At 41.4% G+C, this 19,578-nt stretch carries 17 protein-coding genes and 1 pseudogene; 13 read left to right on the top strand and 5 right to left on the bottom strand.

Annotated elements, in window-relative coordinates:
• The first annotated feature begins 81 nt into the window (after nt 1–81).
• A complete protein-coding gene (gene ptsG, locus R2B72_RS14635) occupies nt 82–2,121 on the top strand; it encodes a glucose-specific PTS transporter subunit IIBC (RefSeq protein ID WP_318617408.1) in 2,040 nt (679 codons plus the stop codon).
• A 46-nt stretch (nt 2,122–2,167) separates the two neighbouring features.
• Here ptsG and gndA read toward each other — a convergent pair whose 3' ends face one another.
• Complete coding sequence (gene gndA, locus R2B72_RS14630; RefSeq protein WP_318617407.1) at nt 2,168–3,583, bottom strand: NADP-dependent phosphogluconate dehydrogenase; 1,416 nt, start codon at nt 3,581–3,583, stop codon at nt 2,168–2,170.
• A gap of 58 nt (nt 3,584–3,641) precedes the next feature.
• Nucleotides 3,642–5,093, bottom strand: coding sequence for a glucose-6-phosphate dehydrogenase (zwf, locus tag R2B72_RS14625; protein WP_412177863.1), 1,452 nt, complete (start codon nt 5,091–5,093; stop codon nt 3,642–3,644).
• 307 nt (nt 5,094–5,400) lie between these two features.
• Between zwf and R2B72_RS14620 the strand changes: the two genes are divergently transcribed.
• Entirely contained in the window at nt 5,401–6,018 is a 618-nt protein-coding gene (locus tag R2B72_RS14620) for a cyclase family protein (RefSeq protein WP_318617404.1), read from the top strand.
• An 81-nt stretch (nt 6,019–6,099) separates the two neighbouring features.
• Entirely contained in the window at nt 6,100–6,426 is a 327-nt protein-coding gene (locus R2B72_RS14615) for a YnfA family protein (protein ID WP_318617446.1), read from the top strand.
• Nucleotides 6,427–6,481: 55 nt separating this feature from the next.
• Here the strand turns inward: R2B72_RS14615 and R2B72_RS14610 are convergent, their stop codons facing one another.
• Nucleotides 6,482–7,051, bottom strand: a complete 570-nt coding sequence (locus R2B72_RS14610; protein WP_318617403.1) for a biotin transporter BioY — start codon at nt 7,049–7,051, stop codon at nt 6,482–6,484.
• Nucleotides 7,052–7,317: 266 nt separating this feature from the next.
• Between R2B72_RS14610 and R2B72_RS14605 the strand changes: the two genes are divergently transcribed.
• Both R2B72_RS14605 and R2B72_RS14600 read left to right on the top strand, forming a co-directional pair.
• Nucleotides 7,318–8,124 carry an alpha/beta hydrolase gene (locus R2B72_RS14605; protein ID WP_318617401.1) on the top strand — a complete coding sequence of 269 codons (807 nt, stop codon included), beginning with the start codon at nt 7,318–7,320 and terminating at the stop codon, nt 8,122–8,124.
• Nucleotides 8,125–8,236: 112 nt separating this feature from the next.
• The gene (locus tag R2B72_RS14600; protein ID WP_318617399.1) at nt 8,237–9,130 is read left to right on the top strand and encodes a GGDEF domain-containing protein; all 894 of its coding nucleotides are present in this window, start codon (nt 8,237–8,239) and stop codon (nt 9,128–9,130) included.
• Between the two features lie 113 nt (nt 9,131–9,243).
• Here the strand turns inward: R2B72_RS14600 and R2B72_RS14595 are convergent, their stop codons facing one another.
• On the bottom strand, nt 9,244–9,861 hold the full coding sequence (locus R2B72_RS14595) for an NlpC/P60 family protein (protein ID WP_318617397.1): 618 nt from the start codon (nt 9,859–9,861) through the stop codon (nt 9,244–9,246).
• A 294-nt stretch (nt 9,862–10,155) separates the two neighbouring features.
• Here R2B72_RS14595 and hpaB point away from each other — a divergent pair, with 294 nt between their 5' ends.
• From hpaB to R2B72_RS14575, 4 genes are all read left to right on the top strand, one after another.
• On the top strand, nt 10,156–11,595 hold the full coding sequence (gene hpaB, locus R2B72_RS14590) for a 4-hydroxyphenylacetate 3-monooxygenase, oxygenase component (protein WP_318617395.1): 1,440 nt from the start codon (nt 10,156–10,158) through the stop codon (nt 11,593–11,595).
• Between the two features lie 274 nt (nt 11,596–11,869).
• On the top strand, nt 11,870–13,993 hold the full coding sequence (locus R2B72_RS14585) for an ATP-dependent Clp protease ATP-binding subunit (protein ID WP_318617394.1): 2,124 nt from the start codon (nt 11,870–11,872) through the stop codon (nt 13,991–13,993).
• A gap of 220 nt (nt 13,994–14,213) precedes the next feature.
• Nucleotides 14,214–14,696 carry a DUF2975 domain-containing protein gene (locus R2B72_RS14580; protein ID WP_318617393.1) on the top strand — a complete coding sequence of 161 codons (483 nt, stop codon included), beginning with the start codon at nt 14,214–14,216 and terminating at the stop codon, nt 14,694–14,696.
• 10 nt (nt 14,697–14,706) lie between these two features.
• A complete protein-coding gene (locus R2B72_RS14575) occupies nt 14,707–14,940 on the top strand; it encodes a helix-turn-helix transcriptional regulator (RefSeq protein ID WP_318617392.1) in 234 nt (77 codons plus the stop codon).
• Nucleotides 14,941–15,066: 126 nt separating this feature from the next.
• Here R2B72_RS14575 and R2B72_RS14570 read toward each other — a convergent pair whose 3' ends face one another.
• Nucleotides 15,067–16,308, bottom strand: coding sequence for a dicarboxylate/amino acid:cation symporter (locus R2B72_RS14570; protein WP_318617390.1), 1,242 nt, complete (start codon nt 16,306–16,308; stop codon nt 15,067–15,069).
• 222 nt (nt 16,309–16,530) lie between these two features.
• On the opposite strand from R2B72_RS14570, the gene R2B72_RS14565 reads away from it, so the two are divergent.
• The 4 genes and pseudogenes from R2B72_RS14565 to R2B72_RS14550 form a co-directional block, all read left to right on the top strand.
• The gene (locus R2B72_RS14565; RefSeq protein WP_318617389.1) at nt 16,531–16,653 is read left to right on the top strand and encodes a hypothetical protein; all 123 of its coding nucleotides are present in this window, start codon (nt 16,531–16,533) and stop codon (nt 16,651–16,653) included.
• A gap of 158 nt (nt 16,654–16,811) precedes the next feature.
• Complete coding sequence (locus tag R2B72_RS14560; protein ID WP_318617388.1) at nt 16,812–18,350, top strand: AbgT family transporter; 1,539 nt, start codon at nt 16,812–16,814, stop codon at nt 18,348–18,350.
• A 16-nt stretch (nt 18,351–18,366) separates the two neighbouring features.
• A complete protein-coding gene (locus R2B72_RS14555) occupies nt 18,367–18,789 on the top strand; it encodes an OsmC family protein (protein ID WP_318617387.1) in 423 nt (140 codons plus the stop codon).
• Nucleotides 18,790–19,043: 254 nt separating this feature from the next.
• A pseudogene (locus R2B72_RS14550) lies at nt 19,044–19,578 on the top strand (DNA replication protein DnaD); the annotation flags it as partial.

The following is a 19,578-nucleotide window of genomic DNA, read 5'->3' as shown; positions in this document are numbered from 1 at the left end:
TCGTTTCAATTGTTTTTTTCTCATGCCTTTTTTGTGCATTAAAATCTAGTGACTTTATAAATAAAACAAGGAGGTACGATTATGTTAAAAAAAGTATTTGGAGTATTACAGAAGATTGGTAAGGCGCTGATGCTGCCAGTTGCTATTTTGCCTGCGGCAGGTCTATTACTTGCGTTTGGTAATGCGCTACAAAATCCAGTACTCACGAATATTGCGCCATTTCTTGAGGCAGGCTGGGTGGAAAGAATTGCCTCTATCATGGAAGAGTCCGGGTCAATTATTTTTGGCAACTTGCCCATTTTGTTTGCGGTAGGGGTTGCTCTTGGCTTAGCGGGTGGTGAAGGGGTTGCTGCCCTTGCCGCGCTTGTGGGGTATTTAATTATGAATGCTACTATGGGAACGGCGTTAGGTCTTTCTGCTAAGGGAGTGCTGGAAGCTGGCGATCCAGCTTATGCTTTGTTGTTGGGTGTTCCATCCCTTCAATCAGGTGTATTCGGAGGTATTATTGTAGGGGTGCTCGCGGCGGCGATGTACAATCGTTTTTTCAATATTGAACTTCCGTCTTATCTCGGATTCTTTGCTGGAAAACGCTTTGTACCAATCGCAACAGCTGCGTCGGCAGTCGTGCTTGGATTGCTTATGGTGTTTATATGGCCGCCAATCCAAGAGGGCATGAATGCCTTCTCTAATTTTGTCCTAAATTGGAATACAGCATTGTCAGCATTTGTTTTTGGTGTCATTGAACGTTCGCTCATTCCATTCGGACTACATCATATTTTCTATACACCGTTTTGGTTCGAATTTGGCTCTTATGTCAATCTAGCAGGTGAAGTGATTCGAGGAGATAATCCAATCTTCCAGGCACAAATCAAGGATGGTTTGCAAGAGCTAACGGCTGGGACGTTTATGACGGGGAAATATCCGTTTATGATGTTTGGTCTACCGGCAGCAGCACTTGCGATTTATCATGAAGCAGATCCTAGACGGAAGAAGATTGTGGCAGGTATTATGGGTTCTGCAGCGTTAACGTCATTTTTAACTGGTATTACAGAGCCGATTGAATTTTCGTTCTTGTTTGTCGCACCTGTATTATTTGGAATTCATGCACTGTTTGCAGGTCTGTCATTTATGACGATGCACTTATTAGACGTTAAAATCGGTATGACTTTTTCGGGCGGATTGATTGACTACCTTCTGTTCGGAGCTATTAATCCGCAAACGAATGCGTGGTTAGTCATTCCAGTAGGACTCGTCTTCGCGGTCATTTATTACTTCGGGTTCCGTTTTGCGATTCGCAAGTTTAACCTCATGACGCCGGGACGAGAAAAAGATGAAGATATTGAAGAGCTAGAGATGGATTCGAAAGATGCTAGTGCTTTGGCATCGAATATTTTAGAAGCAATGGGTGGTCAACAAAACATTGTTGATTTGGACGCTTGTATTACAAGACTTCGCGTATCTGTCAAAGACAGCGGCCAGGTCGATAAAAAAGAATTGAAAAAATTGGGTGCAGCTGGTGTACTTGAAGTAGGAAATAATATTCAAGCGATTTTCGGTCCACGTTCTGAAATTATTAAAGGGCAAATGCAAGATGTTATGAGTGGTAAACGACCGCGTGCTGAGGAAGTTCAGCAGCCAGTTGAAGTAGTAACCGCGACTGGACAAGCAGACGATTTTGTATCACCAATAGCAGGTGACATGAAGCCACTGTCAGAAGTTCCAGACCCAGTGTTTGCAGGAAAAATGATGGGAGACGGTTTTGCAATCGTTCCTTCAGAAGGACTTGTTGTGTCGCCAGTTGACGGAACAATCGTCACGTTATTCCCAACAAAACATGCATTAGGCATTCAATCTGATTCAGGAAGAGAAATTTTGATTCATGTCGGGATTGACACTGTTAAATTAGCAGGTGAAGGCTTTGAAGCATTGGTTGCACAAGGCGATCGTGTAGAAAAAGGACAACCGTTATTGAAAGTCGATATCGATTATATTCAAGAGCATGCGACTTCCATTATCACGCCAATCATCTTTACTAATCTATTTGAAGGTGAAACCGTTGTGTTGAATAAATCAGGTCATATTGAATTACAAGAAGAAAAAATAATTACGATTGAAAAATAAAAAATCAGGGGCCAAATAAAACTGGCTCCTGATTTTTTTTATATCATTAATTTTTTGCCCATTCAGTATGGAAATGGCCTTCTTTATCTAGACGTTCATAAGTATGTGCACCGAAATAATCCCGCTGCGCTTGGACAAGATTGGCTGGCAACGTTGCTGTTCGATAACTATCATAGTAAGCTAACGCGCTTGACAATGCAGGAACCGGAATACCTTGTTGCATGGCCACTGCTAATACTTCGCGAAGTGCGTTCTGATAGTCACCTACAATCTCTTGGAAGTATGGATCAACTAAGAGGTTCGGTAAGTCGCTATTACGGTCAAACGCTTCTTTGATATTTTGTAAGAATTGGGCACGAATGATACAACCACCGCGGAAAATCATCGCGACATCTCCGTAAGGGATGTTCCAACCATACTCCTCAGATGCTGCACGCATTTGCGCAAATCCTTGTGCATAAGAACAAATTTTACTCATATACAACGCTTGACGAATCGCTTCAATCAATTCGTTAGGATCGCCTGTATACTTTTTCAATTCAGGTCCTTTCAGAAGGGTACTTGCTGCAACTCGCTCTTCTTTAACAGAAGAAATAAATCGAGCAAATACGGATTCTGTAACAATCGGAAGCGAAACACCTAAGTCGAGTGCGTTTTGGCTTGTCCATTTTCCTGTTCCTTTTTGCCCGGCAACGTCTAAAATCTGGTCAATCAGTGGTTTCCCAGTTTCCTCATCAATCTTTGTAAAAATGTCGGCCGTGACTTCAATGAGATAGCTATCAAGCTCACCTTTGTTCCATTCAGAGAAAACTTCATGTAAATCCTGTGCCTCAAGACCAAGGGCATGTTTCATGATGAAATAAGCTTCGGAAATGAGTTGCATATCGCCATATTCAATGCCGTTATGAACCATTTTTACATAATGACCTGCGCCATCAGGACCCATGTGGGCGCTACAAGGAGTACCATCGACTTTTGCCGAAATCGCATCAAGGATAGGCTTCACCTGTTCGTAAGCTTCTTTTGCCCCACCAGGCATGAGTGACGGGCCGTTACGCGCGCCTTCTTCTCCACCAGAAACACCTGCACCTATGAAATGTAGACCAGTTTCTTTTAAGGCGGCTGCACGTCTATTCGTATCTTCAAAGAATGTATTTCCGCCATCAATGAGAATGTCGCCTTGTTGAAGATGTGGGACTAGCGATTGAATGACCGCATCTGTTGTTTCCCCAGCCTTCACCATTAATAAAATCTTGCGTGGAACTTCTAACGAAGCGACAAATTCTTCAATGCTTTTGGCACCAACAATATTTTTATCTTTCGCTTCATTGCTGGAAAACGCATTTGTGCGATCTGTCCAGTAATCATAGACAGCTACAGAGTAGCCCTTACTTTCAATGTTTAGCGCTAGGTTCATCCCCATCACGCCTAAACCGATAACGCCCATCTGCTGTGTACTCATGGTGATTCCTCATTCCTTCATGTTAGTAAGTTTCTCTATCTGGTTGGTCAAATGCTACTTACCACCAATTGAATTGATCTTCTTGCAGTAGCTGATTGGCAGCATCCGGGCCTGTTGAGCCGGCCGGATAAGTGTGTAAAGGTAATGCGTTTTCCTCAAATGCTTCTACTATCGGTTGGATCCACTTCCACGATAATTCTACTTCTTGCCAGTGGGCAAAAAATGTTGCATTCCCAGTCATTGCATCGAACAGTAATAGTTCATAGGCTTCTGGCTGTTCTTCTTGTGTAGTTGAGAAGTTAATGGCAGTTGGGATAAAACGATTCGTAGAAGGATCTTTCATATTGACCCTTAACGATATATTTTCGTTTGGACTAATTTCCACGATTAATAAATTCGGGGCAATTCCTTCAGGTGACAGCTTATTGTTATCGTTGACCTTACTTTTAAATTCAATGACAATACGTGTAGATTTTTTATCGGTCCTTTTCCCAGTGCGAATGTAAAAAGGAATGCCACTCCAATCCTGATTATCAATGTGTAAACGTGCCGCAAAATACGTATCAGTCATGGAAGCCGCATTCACGCCTGGCTCTTCTTTATAGCCAGCAACAGGTGTATTGAGAACCTCGCCAGCTGTGTACTGACCGCGAACGATATCCCGATAGGCGGTTTCTTTTTCAATAGGGCGAAGAGACGTTATCACTTCTTTTTTCTTAATCTCAATTTCTTTGGCCGTTAATTCCTCAGGAAGATTTAATGCAGTCATCATCACTAACTGAAGAAGATGATTCTGAACCATATCACGAATCGCACCTGCATGCTCATAATAACTAGCTCGAGATTCTACTCCAACGGTTTCACTTGCAGTGATTTGAACATTAGCGATTTTTGAGTGATCTAATAATAACCCCAGTGCAGGGTTGGCAAAGACTAACGATTCAAGATTTTGGACCATTGGCTTTCCAAGATAATGGTCAATTCGGTAGATTTCTTCCTCACTGAAAGCTGTGCTCAAACGTTCATTTAATTGCTGAGCGGATTTCAGGTCACTGCCAAACGGTTTTTCAACAATGAGTCGCTTCCAACCTTTTGTTTGGCTTATACCACTAGAGTGTAGATTAGACGCAATCACATCCACCAGTTGAGGTGCAACAGATAGATAGAACAGTCGGTTTTCAGGTATATCTAACGCACTCTCTCTGTACTGAATGAGTTCGTGTAAGTTTTGATAAGATTCATCGCTTGTCGCATCAAATGTACAGTACTGAAAGTGGTTTAGAAAGTCTTGCAAACCTGCTGTTTGAACAGGTCTTCTACTATAATCTCGAAGTGCTTGTTCCACTTTAGATTGAAACTCATCGTTTGGATAAGGGGTTCTGCCTAAGCCAATAATCGAGACAGCGGTCGGCATTTTTCCATCGAGAAATAAATTATATAAAGCAGGAAATAATTTCCGTTTCGCTAAATCTCCCGTTGCCCCAAATAAAACAAAGGTCATATTGGGCATGATGGATGTCTCTTGGGACCCAAGTAGACTGTCTTTCATTTCTAATCCTTGTAAAGGATTTTCATAATTCATAATCAATTCTCTCCTACTTGTTTTATGCGTATATTTTTATGCACTGAATGATAATTACAACAGTAACCAGTATACCAACTGCATTGAATTAATGTAAGTGTGAACTTTTATTAATAATGTATGTCATTTTCTATGTATGAATTATGCATTCAAAGTAAATTCACTAGACAGCAATCCAAATAACATGCGATGATGGTTTTATAGCTAGATACTAAATAAAAAGGCGGTTGTTAACATGAAGATGTATGATGTGACGGGAACAATTTATGAAGGTATGACTGTTTACAAAGATAAAGCAGAAAAGCAACCTAAGTTTAATCGAGTGACAAATGGATATGTGACAGAAACGCGTATGGAGTTGGATGTACATACGGGAACGCATATTGATGCGCCGCTACATATGGTTGTAGATGGCGATACATTTGAAACAATCCCGATGGAAAGTCTTGTGGGCCAGTGTAAAGTACTCGATTTAACAGATGTAGAAGACGGTATTTCGAAAGCTGACTTGGAGAAGTTCGAGATTGAGAAAAATGATTTCGTATTCTTTAAAACGAAAAATTCTTTCGAGGAAGCATTTAATTTCGACTTTATTTATCTTGCACAAGATGGAGCAGAGTATCTTTCCGAGATTGGTGTTAGAGGAACTGGAATCGATACGCTTGGCATCGAAAGAAGTCAAGAAGGACATCCAACTCATAAAACATTGTTTGCAAATAATATTATTATTATAGAAGGACTTCGTTTGAAAGAAGTTGAACAAGGTGACTACTTCATGGTTGCGGCACCGCTCAAGTTAACAGGTACGGATGCTGCACCTGCAAGAGTACTGTTATTTGAAGGATTACAATAAGCATCGTTTGGACATGCATGAACAACGCATGAAGAAAAGGTCTACACTTGTATTATAGTAGTGGATTTGGAAGTGAGAAAAATAGTTGTTGCATTCATCTTATTTGTAGTTGCTGGATTAGCTGAAATAGGCGGTGGTTACCTAATTTGGCTATGGTTGCGAGAAGGAAAGCCTCTCTATTGGGGGTTAATGGGTGGAGTAACACTAGCGTTATATGGAGTGATCGCTACTTTTCAAGCATTTCCTTCATTTGGCAGGGTATATGCAGCCTACGGCGGAGTTTTCATTGTCCTAGCAGTGTTGTGGGGATGGGGAATCGATAAAAAAGCACCTGATGTATATGATTGGCTAGGTGCCGCCATTTGTCTAGTAGGCGTGTCTGTTATTCTTTTTGCACCACGGCACTAATAAGTTATTTGTAATGAAAAAGGCATCCCGTCAATCAGGATGCCTTTCATTATGATTATTTCGCTTCTACTCTCCAAGTGGTTAGCAGGTTCATTGACTTCAATCGATTTCGAACAGCAATGCCAGCCCACGACGCCATCAAGGCTTTCAGGATGCCGCCGATTAAAAACGGTGTAAATCCACCTGCAAATGCCGCAAGCCATGAAATATCGGCAACTACTTTTAGCCAAACTGTACCCAAAATTAACGCAACAAACATTCCTATGATATTTGCGATAATGGCATTTTTAAGTGTAAAGCTTGTCTTCTCAAGAAAATAGCCAATGATAAAGGCAGTTGGGATGAACCCGATTAAATAGCCGCCTGTAGGCCCCATTAGAATTCCCAATCCAGCCTTCATCTGTGCGAATACCGGTACACCAATGGCCCCCAAACATAAATAAACGAGGACAGATAAAGTCCCGTATCGTGCACCTAATATCGTCGCGGCAAGTCCAATCGCCAATGTTTGTCCAGTAATCGGCACAAGAGGTAATGGAATGGTAACTTGTGCCAATACCCCAATTATGGCTGCGAAAAGTGCGGATGTAATCATCATTCGTAATTTGAAACGTGATTCTAGCATTGTGTGAAATCCCCTTTCATTTGGTTAACTATTAAATTCTTATAGTTTACTCATTTATTGTAGTACAACTGAATAATATACGTCAACCTATTATTTAATTGTGTTGACGTAAAACTTTTGTATATTCAATATTCGACCGATTTGTCGGCAATCACATTTGTTTATTGCTATATTGCATGTTAAAAATATATTCAATTGAATAGAGCTATTATCCTGTCTATAATGAAGATAATAGGTATTTTTTCATTCGGGAAGGATGAATGTATATGACCCAGGAAGCTATTCGACGTAGAAATAATGTTCGGATTTTTGGAAAAGGGACGAAAACAATTATATTTGCACACGGATTTGGCTGTGATCAGCAAGTTTGGCATAAGATCACGCCGGCATTTGAAGAGGAGTTTCAAATAGTCGTATTTGACTATGTAGGATCAGGCCATTCCGATAAAAGTGCCTATAATAGTGAGCGGTATGGTACTCCAGAGGGGTACGCAGCAGATATAGTAGACATTTGTATAGCATTTAATTTGAAAGATATTATTTTTGTAGGCCATTCCATCAGTGGAGTTATCGGATTATTGGCGTCTATTACCAATGCAGCGTTATTTGACAAACTCTGTCTGATAGGACCTTCTCCTTGTTATATTAATCAACCAGGCTATGCAGGGGGATTTGACAAGGCGGATATTGATGAACTCTTGGAGATGATGGAAAGAAACTATAAAGAATGGGTGAAGTATTTAGCGCCGATTGCTTCAAAAAATAGTGGTCGTCCAGCGTTAACTGAGGAATTTGAAGAAATTTTAATGGCAAACGACCAGCACATTGTGAGACAGTTTTGTGAGATGACGTTTAATATCGATGTCCGGGATGACTTGGAGAAGGTGAAGATACCTTCTGTCATTTTACAAGCAAAAGAGGATTCCATTGTACCACTTGAAATTGCGCATTATTTGCATACTCATTTACATAATAGCAAACTTATTTTAATGGAAGCCACTGGCCATAATCCGCATTTAAGTTATCCTGAAGAAACGATTTATCATATAAAGAACTTTATCGGAGGCCAGTGATAGTTGGAGGTTGAGAAATGTTTGATCAATTAAACTTTGCGCCATGTGGCTACCTAGTCATTGACCAGCATGGGAAGATTCTTCAATTGACCAGCATGGGAAGATTCTTCAAATGAATGATACCCTTAAAAAAATGCTAGGAAAATCGCAAGAAGACCTAAACCAACACCATATTCATAAGATATTGACAACCGCTTCACATATTTATTATCAAACGTATTTTCTACCCTTACTTGATATTAATGGGCAAGTGAATGAAATCTATCTGACCTTGCAAAGTGCAACAGACAAGATTCCGGTGTTGATGAATGCGGTTGAGCGCGAAGTAGACGGTACAAAACGCATTGAATGTGTGCTGATGGAAACGAGAGTTCGAGATGAGTATGAAAATGAGTTGATCCAGGACAAGCGAAATGCTGAACGCATTCTGCAAGAGACAGATGAGGCAAACTTGGAATTGCAGCAGTTGCTCAAGGAAGTAGAAGGGAAGAAAAGCGAACTAGAACAACTTAACTTACAGCTTCAGCAGTTCGCTTTGACGGATTTCCTTACAGGTCTCTCCAACAGGAGATACTTTGAAGAACAGATGACAATCTTTTTAGTTGAAAATAGGGATTACTACAAACCATTTGTCCTATTACTCATAGATATAGACTATTTTAAGCTCATCAATGACAAGTTTGGGCATCTGGTAGGTGATATTGTCCTACAGGAACTGTCCTCGAAGCTACAAAATGCCGCTAGAACGGATGATGTAGTAGCGCGGATAGGCGGCGAAGAATTTGCGATCCTGTTGCCTAACACCGATGAGGCAACAAGCTATAAGTTAGCAGAAGAGCTAAGAAGGTCGATTGAACAAAGTTATTGGTCTTGTGAGCCTGTAACCATCAGTATTGGTATTGCCGTTGTTAAACAAGGGGATACCAGTATGACGATCTTGGAGAGGGCCGATCAAGCGCTGTATACTTCTAAAAATTTAGGTAGAAATCGTGTGTCGATTGGGTAAGGTTGTGAAATATTCCGCTTACCTTGTGTGGAAAGAAGGCTAAATTGTCCCGTCGATTGTTTGAAATAGAATATAGAACAAAATCCCTTACTCATTCAAGTAAGGGATTTTGTTTACAGTCGCTTAAAACTATGAAATTTTGACTTCCAATAGCTGTTGTTTAGGCTTGTTACTTGTGATTTCTTGCCTCCAGCATGGACGAACTTATTGTTGCCAATGTAAATACCGACGTGCGAAATGCCTTTACGGTATGTATTTTCGAAAAAGACCAAATCACCTGGCTTAGGAGAAGTTACTTTCTTCGATTGTGCAAATTGGCTAAGCGTGGTTCGTGAGACATTTTTTCCTGATTTTTTGAATGCATATTGAATAAATCCACTACAGTCAAATCCATTTATTGTAGTCCCGCCAAATACGTAAGGGATACCCGTTAGCTTCATTGCTTGTTCAACAACTTTTACGGAAGCAACGGATGATTTTGAAGCCGTTTTGCTGTCACTTGCCGACTCGTTTTTCTTACCTGATATTTGTAAGACTTGATCTGGAAAGAGCTCGTCTGATGTCAAGTCATTCCATTTCATGAGATCGGATATGGACACATTGTTTGAATTTGAAATGATCCATAATGATTCTCCGGTTTTGACCGTATGTGTACTTGCTTCTGCATTAGTTGTTGTGATCCCGAAAGCTAAAGAGCCTGCCAAGATTAGTGAACATGTTAGTTTTTTCATTATGTATGTCAGCCACCTTTTCTATGAATCATTGAATGGTCAATGACTATATATCAATAGTAGGCGACAATGCATTCGGGTTCAACAGCAGTTCGGTTACAGATTCATTACACATTCGTAAAATTAACGGGATATTTTGGAGTCATATCCAATGTTAAGGGGAAAAGGGGTGGAATTTGATGAATAGGCGATAAGCAGATTCGATTATGTAACAATAAACAAGGAAATTTAATAGTATACAACTAGCGAAGTAGGCAGAGTTCACCTCTAAACCAACTGTTAGGAGTGTCTAATATGGCAGCAATTACAGGTAATGACTATATCAATCGCATTGATGAGCTACACACAAATGTCTGGGTAGATGGGCAACCTGTGACAGGTAAAATTTCTGAGCATCCCGCTTTCAAAGGGATTATGAAAAGCCAAGCGGCCTTATATGATCTACAGCATAATGGCGTTAGCATGACGTATCCTTCTCCAGCAACCGGGCAACCCGTGGGTATGTCCTATTTACAACCGACGACTGTAGAAGATTTAGTGAAAAGGCGGGCGATGGTCCAGCAGTGGGCGCTGTCCAACAATGGCATGATGGGTAGAAGTCCCGATTATATGAATACCGTAGTGATGGCGCTGGCATCTTCTGTGGATTTATTGAAGGGAAAAGAGAACTGCTTTCCTGAAAACGTTCTGTCATTTTATGAGTATGCGCGTGACAACGATCTATCGATGACCCATTCGTTCATTGACCCGCAAGTCAATCGGGCACAATTCCATTTCGAGGAGGAAGGCGAGCCGATTGCCGCCAAAGTGGTGGAACGTAATGAGGAGGGCATCGTCGTCAAGGGGGCACGATTACTGGCAACTCAGGGCGGCATTACGGATGAAATTGTTGTCATTGCAACAGGTGGTGTGAAGGACGCGGCCAATGGATTCGCCTTCGTAATTCCTAGTAACAGTGAAGGTCTCAAGTTCGTCTGCAGAGAATCATTTGCTGGAGGCGATTCGACATTTAACTCTCCATTGAGCGCGCGCTATGAGGAAATGGATTCGATTGTTGTGTTTGACAATGTACTAGTCCCGTGGGAGCGTGTTTTTTACTATGATAACATCGCAGTCGCCAACAGTTTCATAGCTTGTAGCTCATTCCAGCCGTTCACCTTACATCAAGTAGTTTCCCGACAAATTGTAAAAATTGAATTTGTGTTGGGCGTTGTCCAATCCATCATAGACACCATCAATATCGGCGATTACCAGCATGTGCAAGAGAAAGTGACTGAAATCATCGTTGCACTGGAAACGATGAAGGCGCTGGTCATCAAATCGGAAGTGGAGGCCGAGCTAGACGAATGGGGATGGATGCGGCCAAATCGAACAACTCTCCAAATTGCCATCAACTACTTTCCAAGGGTCTACCCACGCTTCACAGAAATCATTCAGCAGCTAGGTGCCAGCGGACTGATGTCCATTCCGACAGAAAATGCCTTTCAGTCTAGTATTCGCAAAGATTTAAATCAGTATTTGCAATCGAAAGCAAATAACGCAGAGGAACGGGTCAAAATTTTCCGTTTAGCATGGGATTTGACGATGAGTGCGTTTGGTACGCGCGAGACGTTGTATGAACGGTTTTTCTTTGGGGACCCTGTGAGGTTGGCAGGGCAGTTGTATCATGATTATGATCGGGAGCTGTTTGTTGGGCGGGTGATGGGGGTTTTGGGGATTGATTCGACTGAATAATAAAACCTCCTTTCTTGGCAGATAGTTGCTAGGGAAGGAGGTTATTTGAGTCGTACGGAAGTGGTGTTCTGAATTTTTGCCAGTGGTAACTGATGGAATTAATTTAAATTGTCATTGGCACTTTTTTTTGAAACGAGAAAGAATATAATCTTCCTAATAACTCTTATCAAAAACCAAGCAACAAACTTGAAGGTCAAAATAGATCAGTGTATACTACAATCAAAGGTTAAATATAGTCAAAGTCAGAACGCGAGATAAGAAGGAGGAAACAAACATGAAATGTAAACATTGTGGTAAAAACGAAGCAACGATGAATTTGAGATTTCAAGTGAATCATCAAGGAATGCAAATCAACCTGTGTCACAGGTGTTTTCAAGAGATCCAAGGTCAATTGGCGTTAGGAAAAATGCCGTCATTTAACAAAGATGCACAGCATTTTTCCAAAGCAAATGGCGGCCATCAGGCACGCACACAAACAAGACAAACACAAGAAAGTCAAGGCACTGGTTTGTTAGACCAACTAGGTAGAAACCTTTCAAACGATGCCAAGGATGGACAGATTGATCCCGTTATCGGACGTGACCAAGAAGTAAAGCGCGTCATTGAGACGTTAAATCGGAGAAATAAAAATAACCCGGTGTTAATCGGAGAGCCGGGTGTCGGTAAAACAGCCATTGCCGAGGGGCTTGCCGTGAAAATCCACGAAGGCGATGTCCCTGCGAAATTGATGAACAAACAAGTGTATTTGTTAGATGTCGCTTCACTCGTAACGAATACAGGCATTCGAGGGCAATTTGAAGAGCGGATGAAACAATTGATTGAAGAACTTCAGACGCGAAAAGATGTCATTTTATTCATTGATGAAATCCACTTGCTCGTTGGGGCAGGCACGGCGGAAGGTTCACAAATGGACGCCGGGAATATTTTGAAGCCGGCTTTAGCACGTGGGGGCTTACAACTAATCGGCGCAACGACGTTGAAAGAATACCGTCAAATCGAAAAAGATGCTGCACTTGAACGCCGGTTTCAACCGATAATCGTGAAGGAACCTTCTGCAGAAGACACGATTCATATCCTAAAAGGTATTAAAGACCGTTACGAAGATTTCCATGGTGTGCGTTATTCGGATGAAGCGGTGCGTGCCTTTGTCACTTTATCACAACGATATATTCAAGACCGCTTTTTACCAGACAAGGCGATTGACTTGATGGATGAAGTCGGAGCACGTTTAAACCTTGTACAGACAGCAGCCGATTCTAAGTCAATTGGAACACTTCTCAATGAAGTGATTCAGCAAAAAGAGCTGGCAGCGGAACGGGAAGACTATGAAAAAGCGGCGAATTTACGTTATGAGGAAATTCAATTACGTAAAAAACTAGAAAAGGCAAATCAAAGTGGAGAAGTAGAACATAGGGAAGTGTCTGTTGAAGATATCGAGTTGATTGTAGAAGAAAAAACAGGGATTCCTGTGACAAAACTACAGGCGGCAGAACAAGCGAAAATGAAAGGCATCGCGGATAACCTTAACAAAAAGGTCATTGGTCAAGCAGAAGCGGTTGATAAAATTGCCAAAGCAATCCGCCGCAGCCGTGCGGGACTCAAAGCGAAAGATCGCCCAATCGGCTCCTTCCTATTTGTGGGTCCAACAGGTGTTGGTAAAACTGAAATCACGAAAGTGCTGGCGGAAGAGTTATTCGGTTCGCGCGATGCGTTAATTCGTCTTGATATGAGTGAGTATATGGAGAAACATGCGGTGTCTAAAATTATCGGTTCCCCTCCAGGGTATGTAGGGCATGAGGAAGCCGGTCAATTGACAGAACAAGTTCGCCGCAATCCGTATTCTATTTTACTGCTCGATGAAATTGAAAAAGCACATCCAGACGTTCAAAATATGTTCCTGCAAATTATGGAAGATGGCCGTTTAACCGATTCACATGGTCGCACCGTCAGCTTCAAAGATACAGTCATCATTATGACAAGCAACGCCGGAACAGGTGACAAAAAAGTGAGTGTCGGGTTCAATCAAACCGTACATGAATCCGTCAATATGCTGGAAACACTAGGGGCTTATTTTAAACCGGAATTCCTTAACCGTTTTGATGCGATTGTCGCATTCAATGAACTAACAGAAGAGAATCTACTTGAAATCGTTGACTTAATGCTGGTAGATTTACAGGCAACGATTGAAGAAAATGCTATAGACATTACGATCTCTCCGGAAGCCAAGCGTGCTTTGGTCAAACTAGGCTACGACAAACGCTTCGGCGCTCGACCACTTCGCAGAGTCATTCAAGACAAAATTGAGGATCCATTGACAGACCTTATGTTGGAAGTAGAACTTATTGAAAAAGTCCATGTAGATGTTGTGGATGAAGAAATTATTGTGAGCAAAGTGTAATGGCATCAGCCCCCTGAGAATTTACTCAGGGGGTATTTTTGTGCTTGAATCGATTAAAATAATAAGCATTTCTTTATTATGAGGAATGCGTTGTTCTTTTTTTAAATGAAAGATAAAGATGTTTATCGATAAAGTATTAGTGGTAAGGAACAATAATTTATTGCTAAACGATAAATTTGTGCTAGAATTAAAATTACAATAAACCAGTGAGGTGCTTTTTATGAAACGAGGAACAACATTATTTTTAAAGCTAGCGGTAATTCTTATTGGAACTCCGATTCTTGCTATGTGCATATTTTTGGTACCAGAGATAGCGGATTTTGCAGCACAATTGTATCCAGAGATGGTTTCTATAAAATATCTCGTTTTTACCAATTTCTATCTAGCGGCAATCCCTTTTTACTTTGCTTTGTATCAAGCCTTTAAACTGTTAAGCTATATTGACAAGAGCAAAGCATTCTCGGAACTATCTGTAAGAGCTTTAAAGACTATTAAATACTGTGCAATCATAATCAGTATCTTGTTTGTTGCAGGCATGCCACTCTTTTATCTCGTGGCAGAGATAGACGACGCTCCGGGTATTATAGTAATTGGATTGGTCATAATTTTTGCTTCCATGGTGATTGCCGTCTTTGCTGCTGTTCTCCAAAGACTGTTACAAGAAGCTATTCAAATAAAATCAGAAAATGATTTAACGGTCTGAGGTGAAAACAATGGCGATTATTATCAATATCGATGTAATGTTGGCTAAAAGGAAAATGAGTGTAACGGAACTTTCGGAGAGGGTTGGCATCACAATGGCGAATCTTTCTATATTGAAAAATGGCAAGGCAAAAGCGGTTAGATTATCAACTTTAGAGGCAATTTGTAAGGCTTTGGACTGTCAGCCCGGAGATGTTTTGGAATACAAGAGTGATGAAGACAATTCGTTGGAGATAGGTGAGTAATCGTATCGAGGTAATGCTTGAAAAGTTCAAGTTCTAGGGCAACATCAAATTGCTTTGGGACTTGATTTTTTGTTGTAGGAACGAGGCCCTGGAATGAGTGGTTCATTCCAGGGCCTCGCTTACGTTCTATAAATGAATGCCCTTGGCAAGTTTCTTTTCTTCTGTACGATCTACTACAGCAGCACCGACAATGTCTCCTACGACATTGGAGGCAGTTCCCCCCATGCCGATAATGGCATCCACTCCTGCAATTAATGCAACAATTTCAAGAGGTAATCCAAACATCGTTAGTACGGCTGACAAGGTGACCAAGCCAGCAGCTGGAACACCGGATGTACCAATCGATAGCAGTGTACCTATCACGATGATCATGAAAAAATCTGAAACGGATAGGTTTAGATTTGTAATGTTGGCAGCAAAGACAATGGATACACCCATTCGTAGGGCTCCTCCGTCAGAGTTGAACACGGCGCCCAAAGGAAGCGCGAAATTTGCCGTTTTGTCTGAAATACCGGCTTTCTTTGCTGCTTCAATTGCAATGGGAAGCGAAGCGATACTACTGGAAGTAAAGAATGCAGTTGTATACGCATCTTTTGTTTGCTTGAAGAAATTGATAACGGGCGTACCCGACAATTTCAAGAATCCTGTATAGACGAATACCCACAGAATGAGCAGACCTAAGTAGAACACCACTGTAAATGTCAGTAGTGCTTTGAAGGTCTCGAGGCCTTGACTGCCGAATGCAGTAGCGCTGATGGCGAAAATACCGATGGGTGCATAGACCAAAACGCCGCTCAAGATTTTGTAGAACATACTATTGAGTGCAGTAACCATCTTATCCAGTAACGTTCCGTATTCTACCATTTGCTTATCCGAGGAGAATTTCATCATCGAAATAGCCATGCCGATAAGTACAGCTACAAACAAGATGGCCATTAAATCACCAGCAGTGAAAGCGGCAAAAATATTTTTAGGCACAATTTGTAGCAAAACATCGGAAAATTGAGGCGTAACCGGTTTGTCGACCGTTACATTGGGCAAGGTCATGTTGTTGCCGGGAGCCAACCAAAGTGCGAGTGATAGGCCAATTAGGACGGCAGCAGCTGTAGTTAGCGCGTAATAGAGAATCAGTTTGCCACCTATCCGACCCAATTGTGTGACATTCATTTGATTCACGGCTAAGACGACCGTAAGGAAAATGACGGGAATGGCAACTAAGCTTAATAAATTCAACAGCAAGGTACCTAGTGGACTAAGAAATCCAGCGCTTGCCCCGAAGACGATGCCAATAATTGCACCAAGGATAAACCCGGTAGTTATTTTCACAACAAACGGAATTTTTATATATAGATTCCACAATGATTTCAACGGTTTATCACCTTTTCTATTAAGATTTTTGTACTCTCTATGGTAACACAAAAAAAGGTGATGGGTACTTACGAGATTTCGAAGTGTGCCACAAAGTCTCCATATGTAAGCGCTTTGAATTTGAACACTTCGTGAAGTGATTCACATATCACTGTCCTACGACTAAAAATAGAGTAAACTAAAGATAATAACAAATATAGAAAGCGAAAAGGAGAATGCAACATGTGGGTAGTCACAGTATTTGAACAAAAGATTGTCAGAATATTCGAATTTACTGATCAAGCTGAAGCAAAACAAGCCCTCGCACGTTTCCAAAAAAATGCTCGACTTTCTTTTGTAGAATAAAACCAATAGTAAATTTCATGAGAAATCCCTTTCCGAAGTGTCATTGGAAAGGGATTTTTTTTATATATGGCAGTAGCAGGCAGTAACTATCAGATTTGTTTCCAATCAGCGCCATACGGGTATACTCCTAACGACATCATTCACAAAGGAGGGGCCGAATGGATCAATCTAAGCAATCCAAGTCGGTTCGATTACTGAATTTCATAGAGGAAAAAGGAAATCGACTGCCGCATCCTATTACGATTTTCATGATCTTCACGTTAATTGTGATTGCTTTATCGCATGTTTTTTATGTAATGGGGACTGTTGTAAGCTTTGAAGGGGTAAATAAAGAAACGGGACAAATTGAGACGCTGACAGTCAAAGCGGTCAGTTTGCTTGTTCCAGAAGGCATTGCATATATGTTTTCAAATGTTGTCGTAAACTTTACATCTTTTGTGGCGCTTGGCCCGGTGCTTGTGGCCATGCTCGGGGTTGGGGTTGCTGAGAAAAGCGGATATATTAGCGCTTTAATGACGAATACTGTGACAAAAGCACCGAAAAAATTCGTAACGCCGATTGTCGTGCTGATGGGTGTATTGTCCAATGTTGCCGCTTCTGTTGGTTATGTTGTGCTTGTACCGCTTGGCGCCATTATTTTCTTAGGATTCAACCGGCACCCGTTAGCAGGTTTGTCTGCTGCTTTTGCCGGTGTTGCGGGAGGATATTCGGCCAATCTGTTTTTGGGGACGAACGATCCGTTGTTAAGCGGGATTACAACTGAAGCGTCGCACATATTGGATGTCGGGTATGTTGTTAATCCGACAGATAACTGGTTTTTTATGTTCGCCTCGACCTTTCTCATCGTGATTATCGGGACACTTGTGACGGATAAGCTAATCGAACCGAAATTAGGGGAATATGTCCCGAGTAAAGCAGTGGAACATCAAAACAAGATTTCTCATCTGGAAAAGAAAGGACTTTTCTGGGCGAATATTTCAATCCTAATCACAATCATCGCAATCGCTCTTCTTATTCTTCCGGAAAATGCAATACTGAGAGGCGAGGGTGGTAGCATAATCAAGTCGCCATTCATGAGCAGTATTATTTTTATCATGATGTTGATTTTTTTAGTGCCAGGTGTTGTCTACGGATTCGCTACAAAAACGGTCAAGAATGATAAGGATATCGCCAATTTAATGACATCCTCATTGGAAACAATGTCCGGATTCATCGTATTAATCTTTTTTGCCGCACAATTTGTGGCGTTATTCAATTATACGAATTTGGGGACAATCATTGCGGTGAAAGGCGCTGATTTTTTACAGGCGATTCATCTAGATGGCGCACCGTTGCTTGTAGCGCTGATTTTTATTACGACTATTATTAACTTATTTATCGCCGCGGATTCGGCGAAATGGGCGATTATGGCGCCTGTTTTTGTGCCGATGTTCATGCAGATGGGCATTGCGCCGGAAGTGACCCAAGTGGCCTATCGGGTTGGTGACTCTGCGACAAATATCATTTCACCACTGATGCCGTTCTTTCCACTTGTTGTCGCCTTCGCGCAGCGCTATGGCAAGGAAAATGGCGTGGGTACAGTGATATCGCTCATGTTGCCCTATTCCATCATCATACTTATTAGCTGGACAATCTTCTTTGTCATTTGGTATGTACTCGGTATTCCGGTCGGTCCAGGAACCAATTTGAACTACTAAGAAAGGGTGGCTAGACATGAAAGTAACGACAACATGGACAGGCGGACGTGCTTTTACAGCGGTCGGCGATTCAGGGTATGACATCAATATGGACGCGACGGAACTGTATGGCGGTTTAGGAAAAGGGGCTACACCTACCGAAATGCTGCTCGGTGCTGTGGCAGGCTGCATTGGCATTGACGTCACAATGATCTTAAGACCTCATCTAGAAAAAATCAGTAAAATAGAAATTGTAACGGAAGGAACGCGGAAGGAAGAACCCCCCAAAGGCTTTATAGCCATCGAGGTGACATTTATAATCGAGGGAGATATCGATAGTAAGAAAGTTTGGAGAGCCATTCGTCTTGGAAAAGAGAAATATTGTTCGGTTTCCGATTCGTTAAAAGCGGATGTTCAGTTTAAATTGGTGTTGAATGGGGAAGAGCAGGAAGAGTCTTAAAATAAAAAACTGCCTTTGTGTAGCGCAATTTACCAGACGAATTATCATTACTTGAAAGTAAAGAAGCATCCAAGTAAATATAAGAGTGCCTAACAAACGTTCCACATTTTATCTGGGCGATTGTTAGGCACTTTTTTCAATTGTCTCCTTTTTTGAATGTTTTGTCTATGTATTAAGTGAAAGCATCGTTCGTCTAGGCAAAAGACGTCGTGCTTTCTTCGATAAGACGCATTTAAAATAGAGGAGGAGTTTTTATGAATTTATTAATAAATGAGTCACCACTTCAGGTGCTTCCATCACTCGCAATGCAAATTGGATTGAACGAGGCTATGGTGCTCCAGCAGTTGCATTTTAGATCACTAATTTCGAATCATGTACGGGATGGACATAAGTGGGTTTACAAAACGTATGAAGAGTGGAAAAACGATGAATTCCCATTTTGGTCTGTCGATACGATTAAACGAGCGATTCGTAGACTAGAAGTTAAAGGGTTTATTATTGCAACGTCTTCGTATAACCGGATGAAAATGGACAAGACGAAATGGTATCGCATTGATTATCAAAAGCTTCAACTTCACACGGATCAACATGCAACAGTGCCGGAAGCAAAATCAGCTCAAGAGGAAGCGCAATTTGCCCTCGCTACGGAAGGCGAAATGCCCCTAGCAATAACCAAAGAGAATAAGAGTATTAAGAAAGAGATTGTCGAGCATGAACTCGACGTTGTATCTGTTATTGATTATTTGAATGACAAAACAACTAAGCAATTTAATGCGTCTTCAAAGGCGA

This window comes from Sporosarcina sp. YIM B06819 (assembly GCF_033485175.1).
In the GTDB taxonomy this organism is placed as follows: Bacteria; Bacillota; Bacilli; order Bacillales_A; family Planococcaceae; genus Sporosarcina.
This window is presented reverse-complemented; position numbering and strand designations above follow the sequence as displayed.

Coding starts and splice junctions, on each gene's coding strand:
- R2B72_RS14565 (WP_318617389.1), top strand. CDS start 16,531: ATGTGGGTAGTCACAGTATTTGAACAAAAGATTGTCAGAATATTCGAA.
- ptsG (WP_318617408.1), top strand. CDS start 82: ATGTTAAAAAAAGTATTTGGAGTATTACAGAAGATTGGTAAGGCGCTG.
- hpaB (WP_318617395.1), top strand. CDS start 10,156: ATGGCAGCAATTACAGGTAATGACTATATCAATCGCATTGATGAGCTA.
- R2B72_RS14575 (WP_318617392.1), top strand. CDS start 14,707: ATGGCGATTATTATCAATATCGATGTAATGTTGGCTAAAAGGAAAATG.
- R2B72_RS14605 (WP_318617401.1), top strand. CDS start 7,318: ATGACCCAGGAAGCTATTCGACGTAGAAATAATGTTCGGATTTTTGGA.
- R2B72_RS14610 (WP_318617403.1), bottom strand. CDS start 7,051: ATGCTAGAATCACGTTTCAAATTACGAATGATGATTACATCCGCACTT.
- R2B72_RS14600 (WP_318617399.1), top strand. CDS start 8,237: ATGAATGATACCCTTAAAAAAATGCTAGGAAAATCGCAAGAAGACCTA.
- R2B72_RS14620 (WP_318617404.1), top strand. CDS start 5,401: ATGAAGATGTATGATGTGACGGGAACAATTTATGAAGGTATGACTGTT.
- R2B72_RS14585 (WP_318617394.1), top strand. CDS start 11,870: ATGAAATGTAAACATTGTGGTAAAAACGAAGCAACGATGAATTTGAGA.
- R2B72_RS14580 (WP_318617393.1), top strand. CDS start 14,214: ATGAAACGAGGAACAACATTATTTTTAAAGCTAGCGGTAATTCTTATT.
- zwf (WP_412177863.1), bottom strand. CDS start 5,093: ATGCCCAATATGACCTTTGTTTTATTTGGGGCAACGGGAGATTTAGCG.
- gndA (WP_318617407.1), bottom strand. CDS start 3,583: ATGAGTACACAGCAGATGGGCGTTATCGGTTTAGGCGTGATGGGGATG.
- R2B72_RS14555 (WP_318617387.1), top strand. CDS start 18,367: ATGAAAGTAACGACAACATGGACAGGCGGACGTGCTTTTACAGCGGTC.
- R2B72_RS14595 (WP_318617397.1), bottom strand. CDS start 9,861: ATGAAAAAACTAACATGTTCACTAATCTTGGCAGGCTCTTTAGCTTTC.
- R2B72_RS14560 (WP_318617388.1), top strand. CDS start 16,812: ATGGATCAATCTAAGCAATCCAAGTCGGTTCGATTACTGAATTTCATA.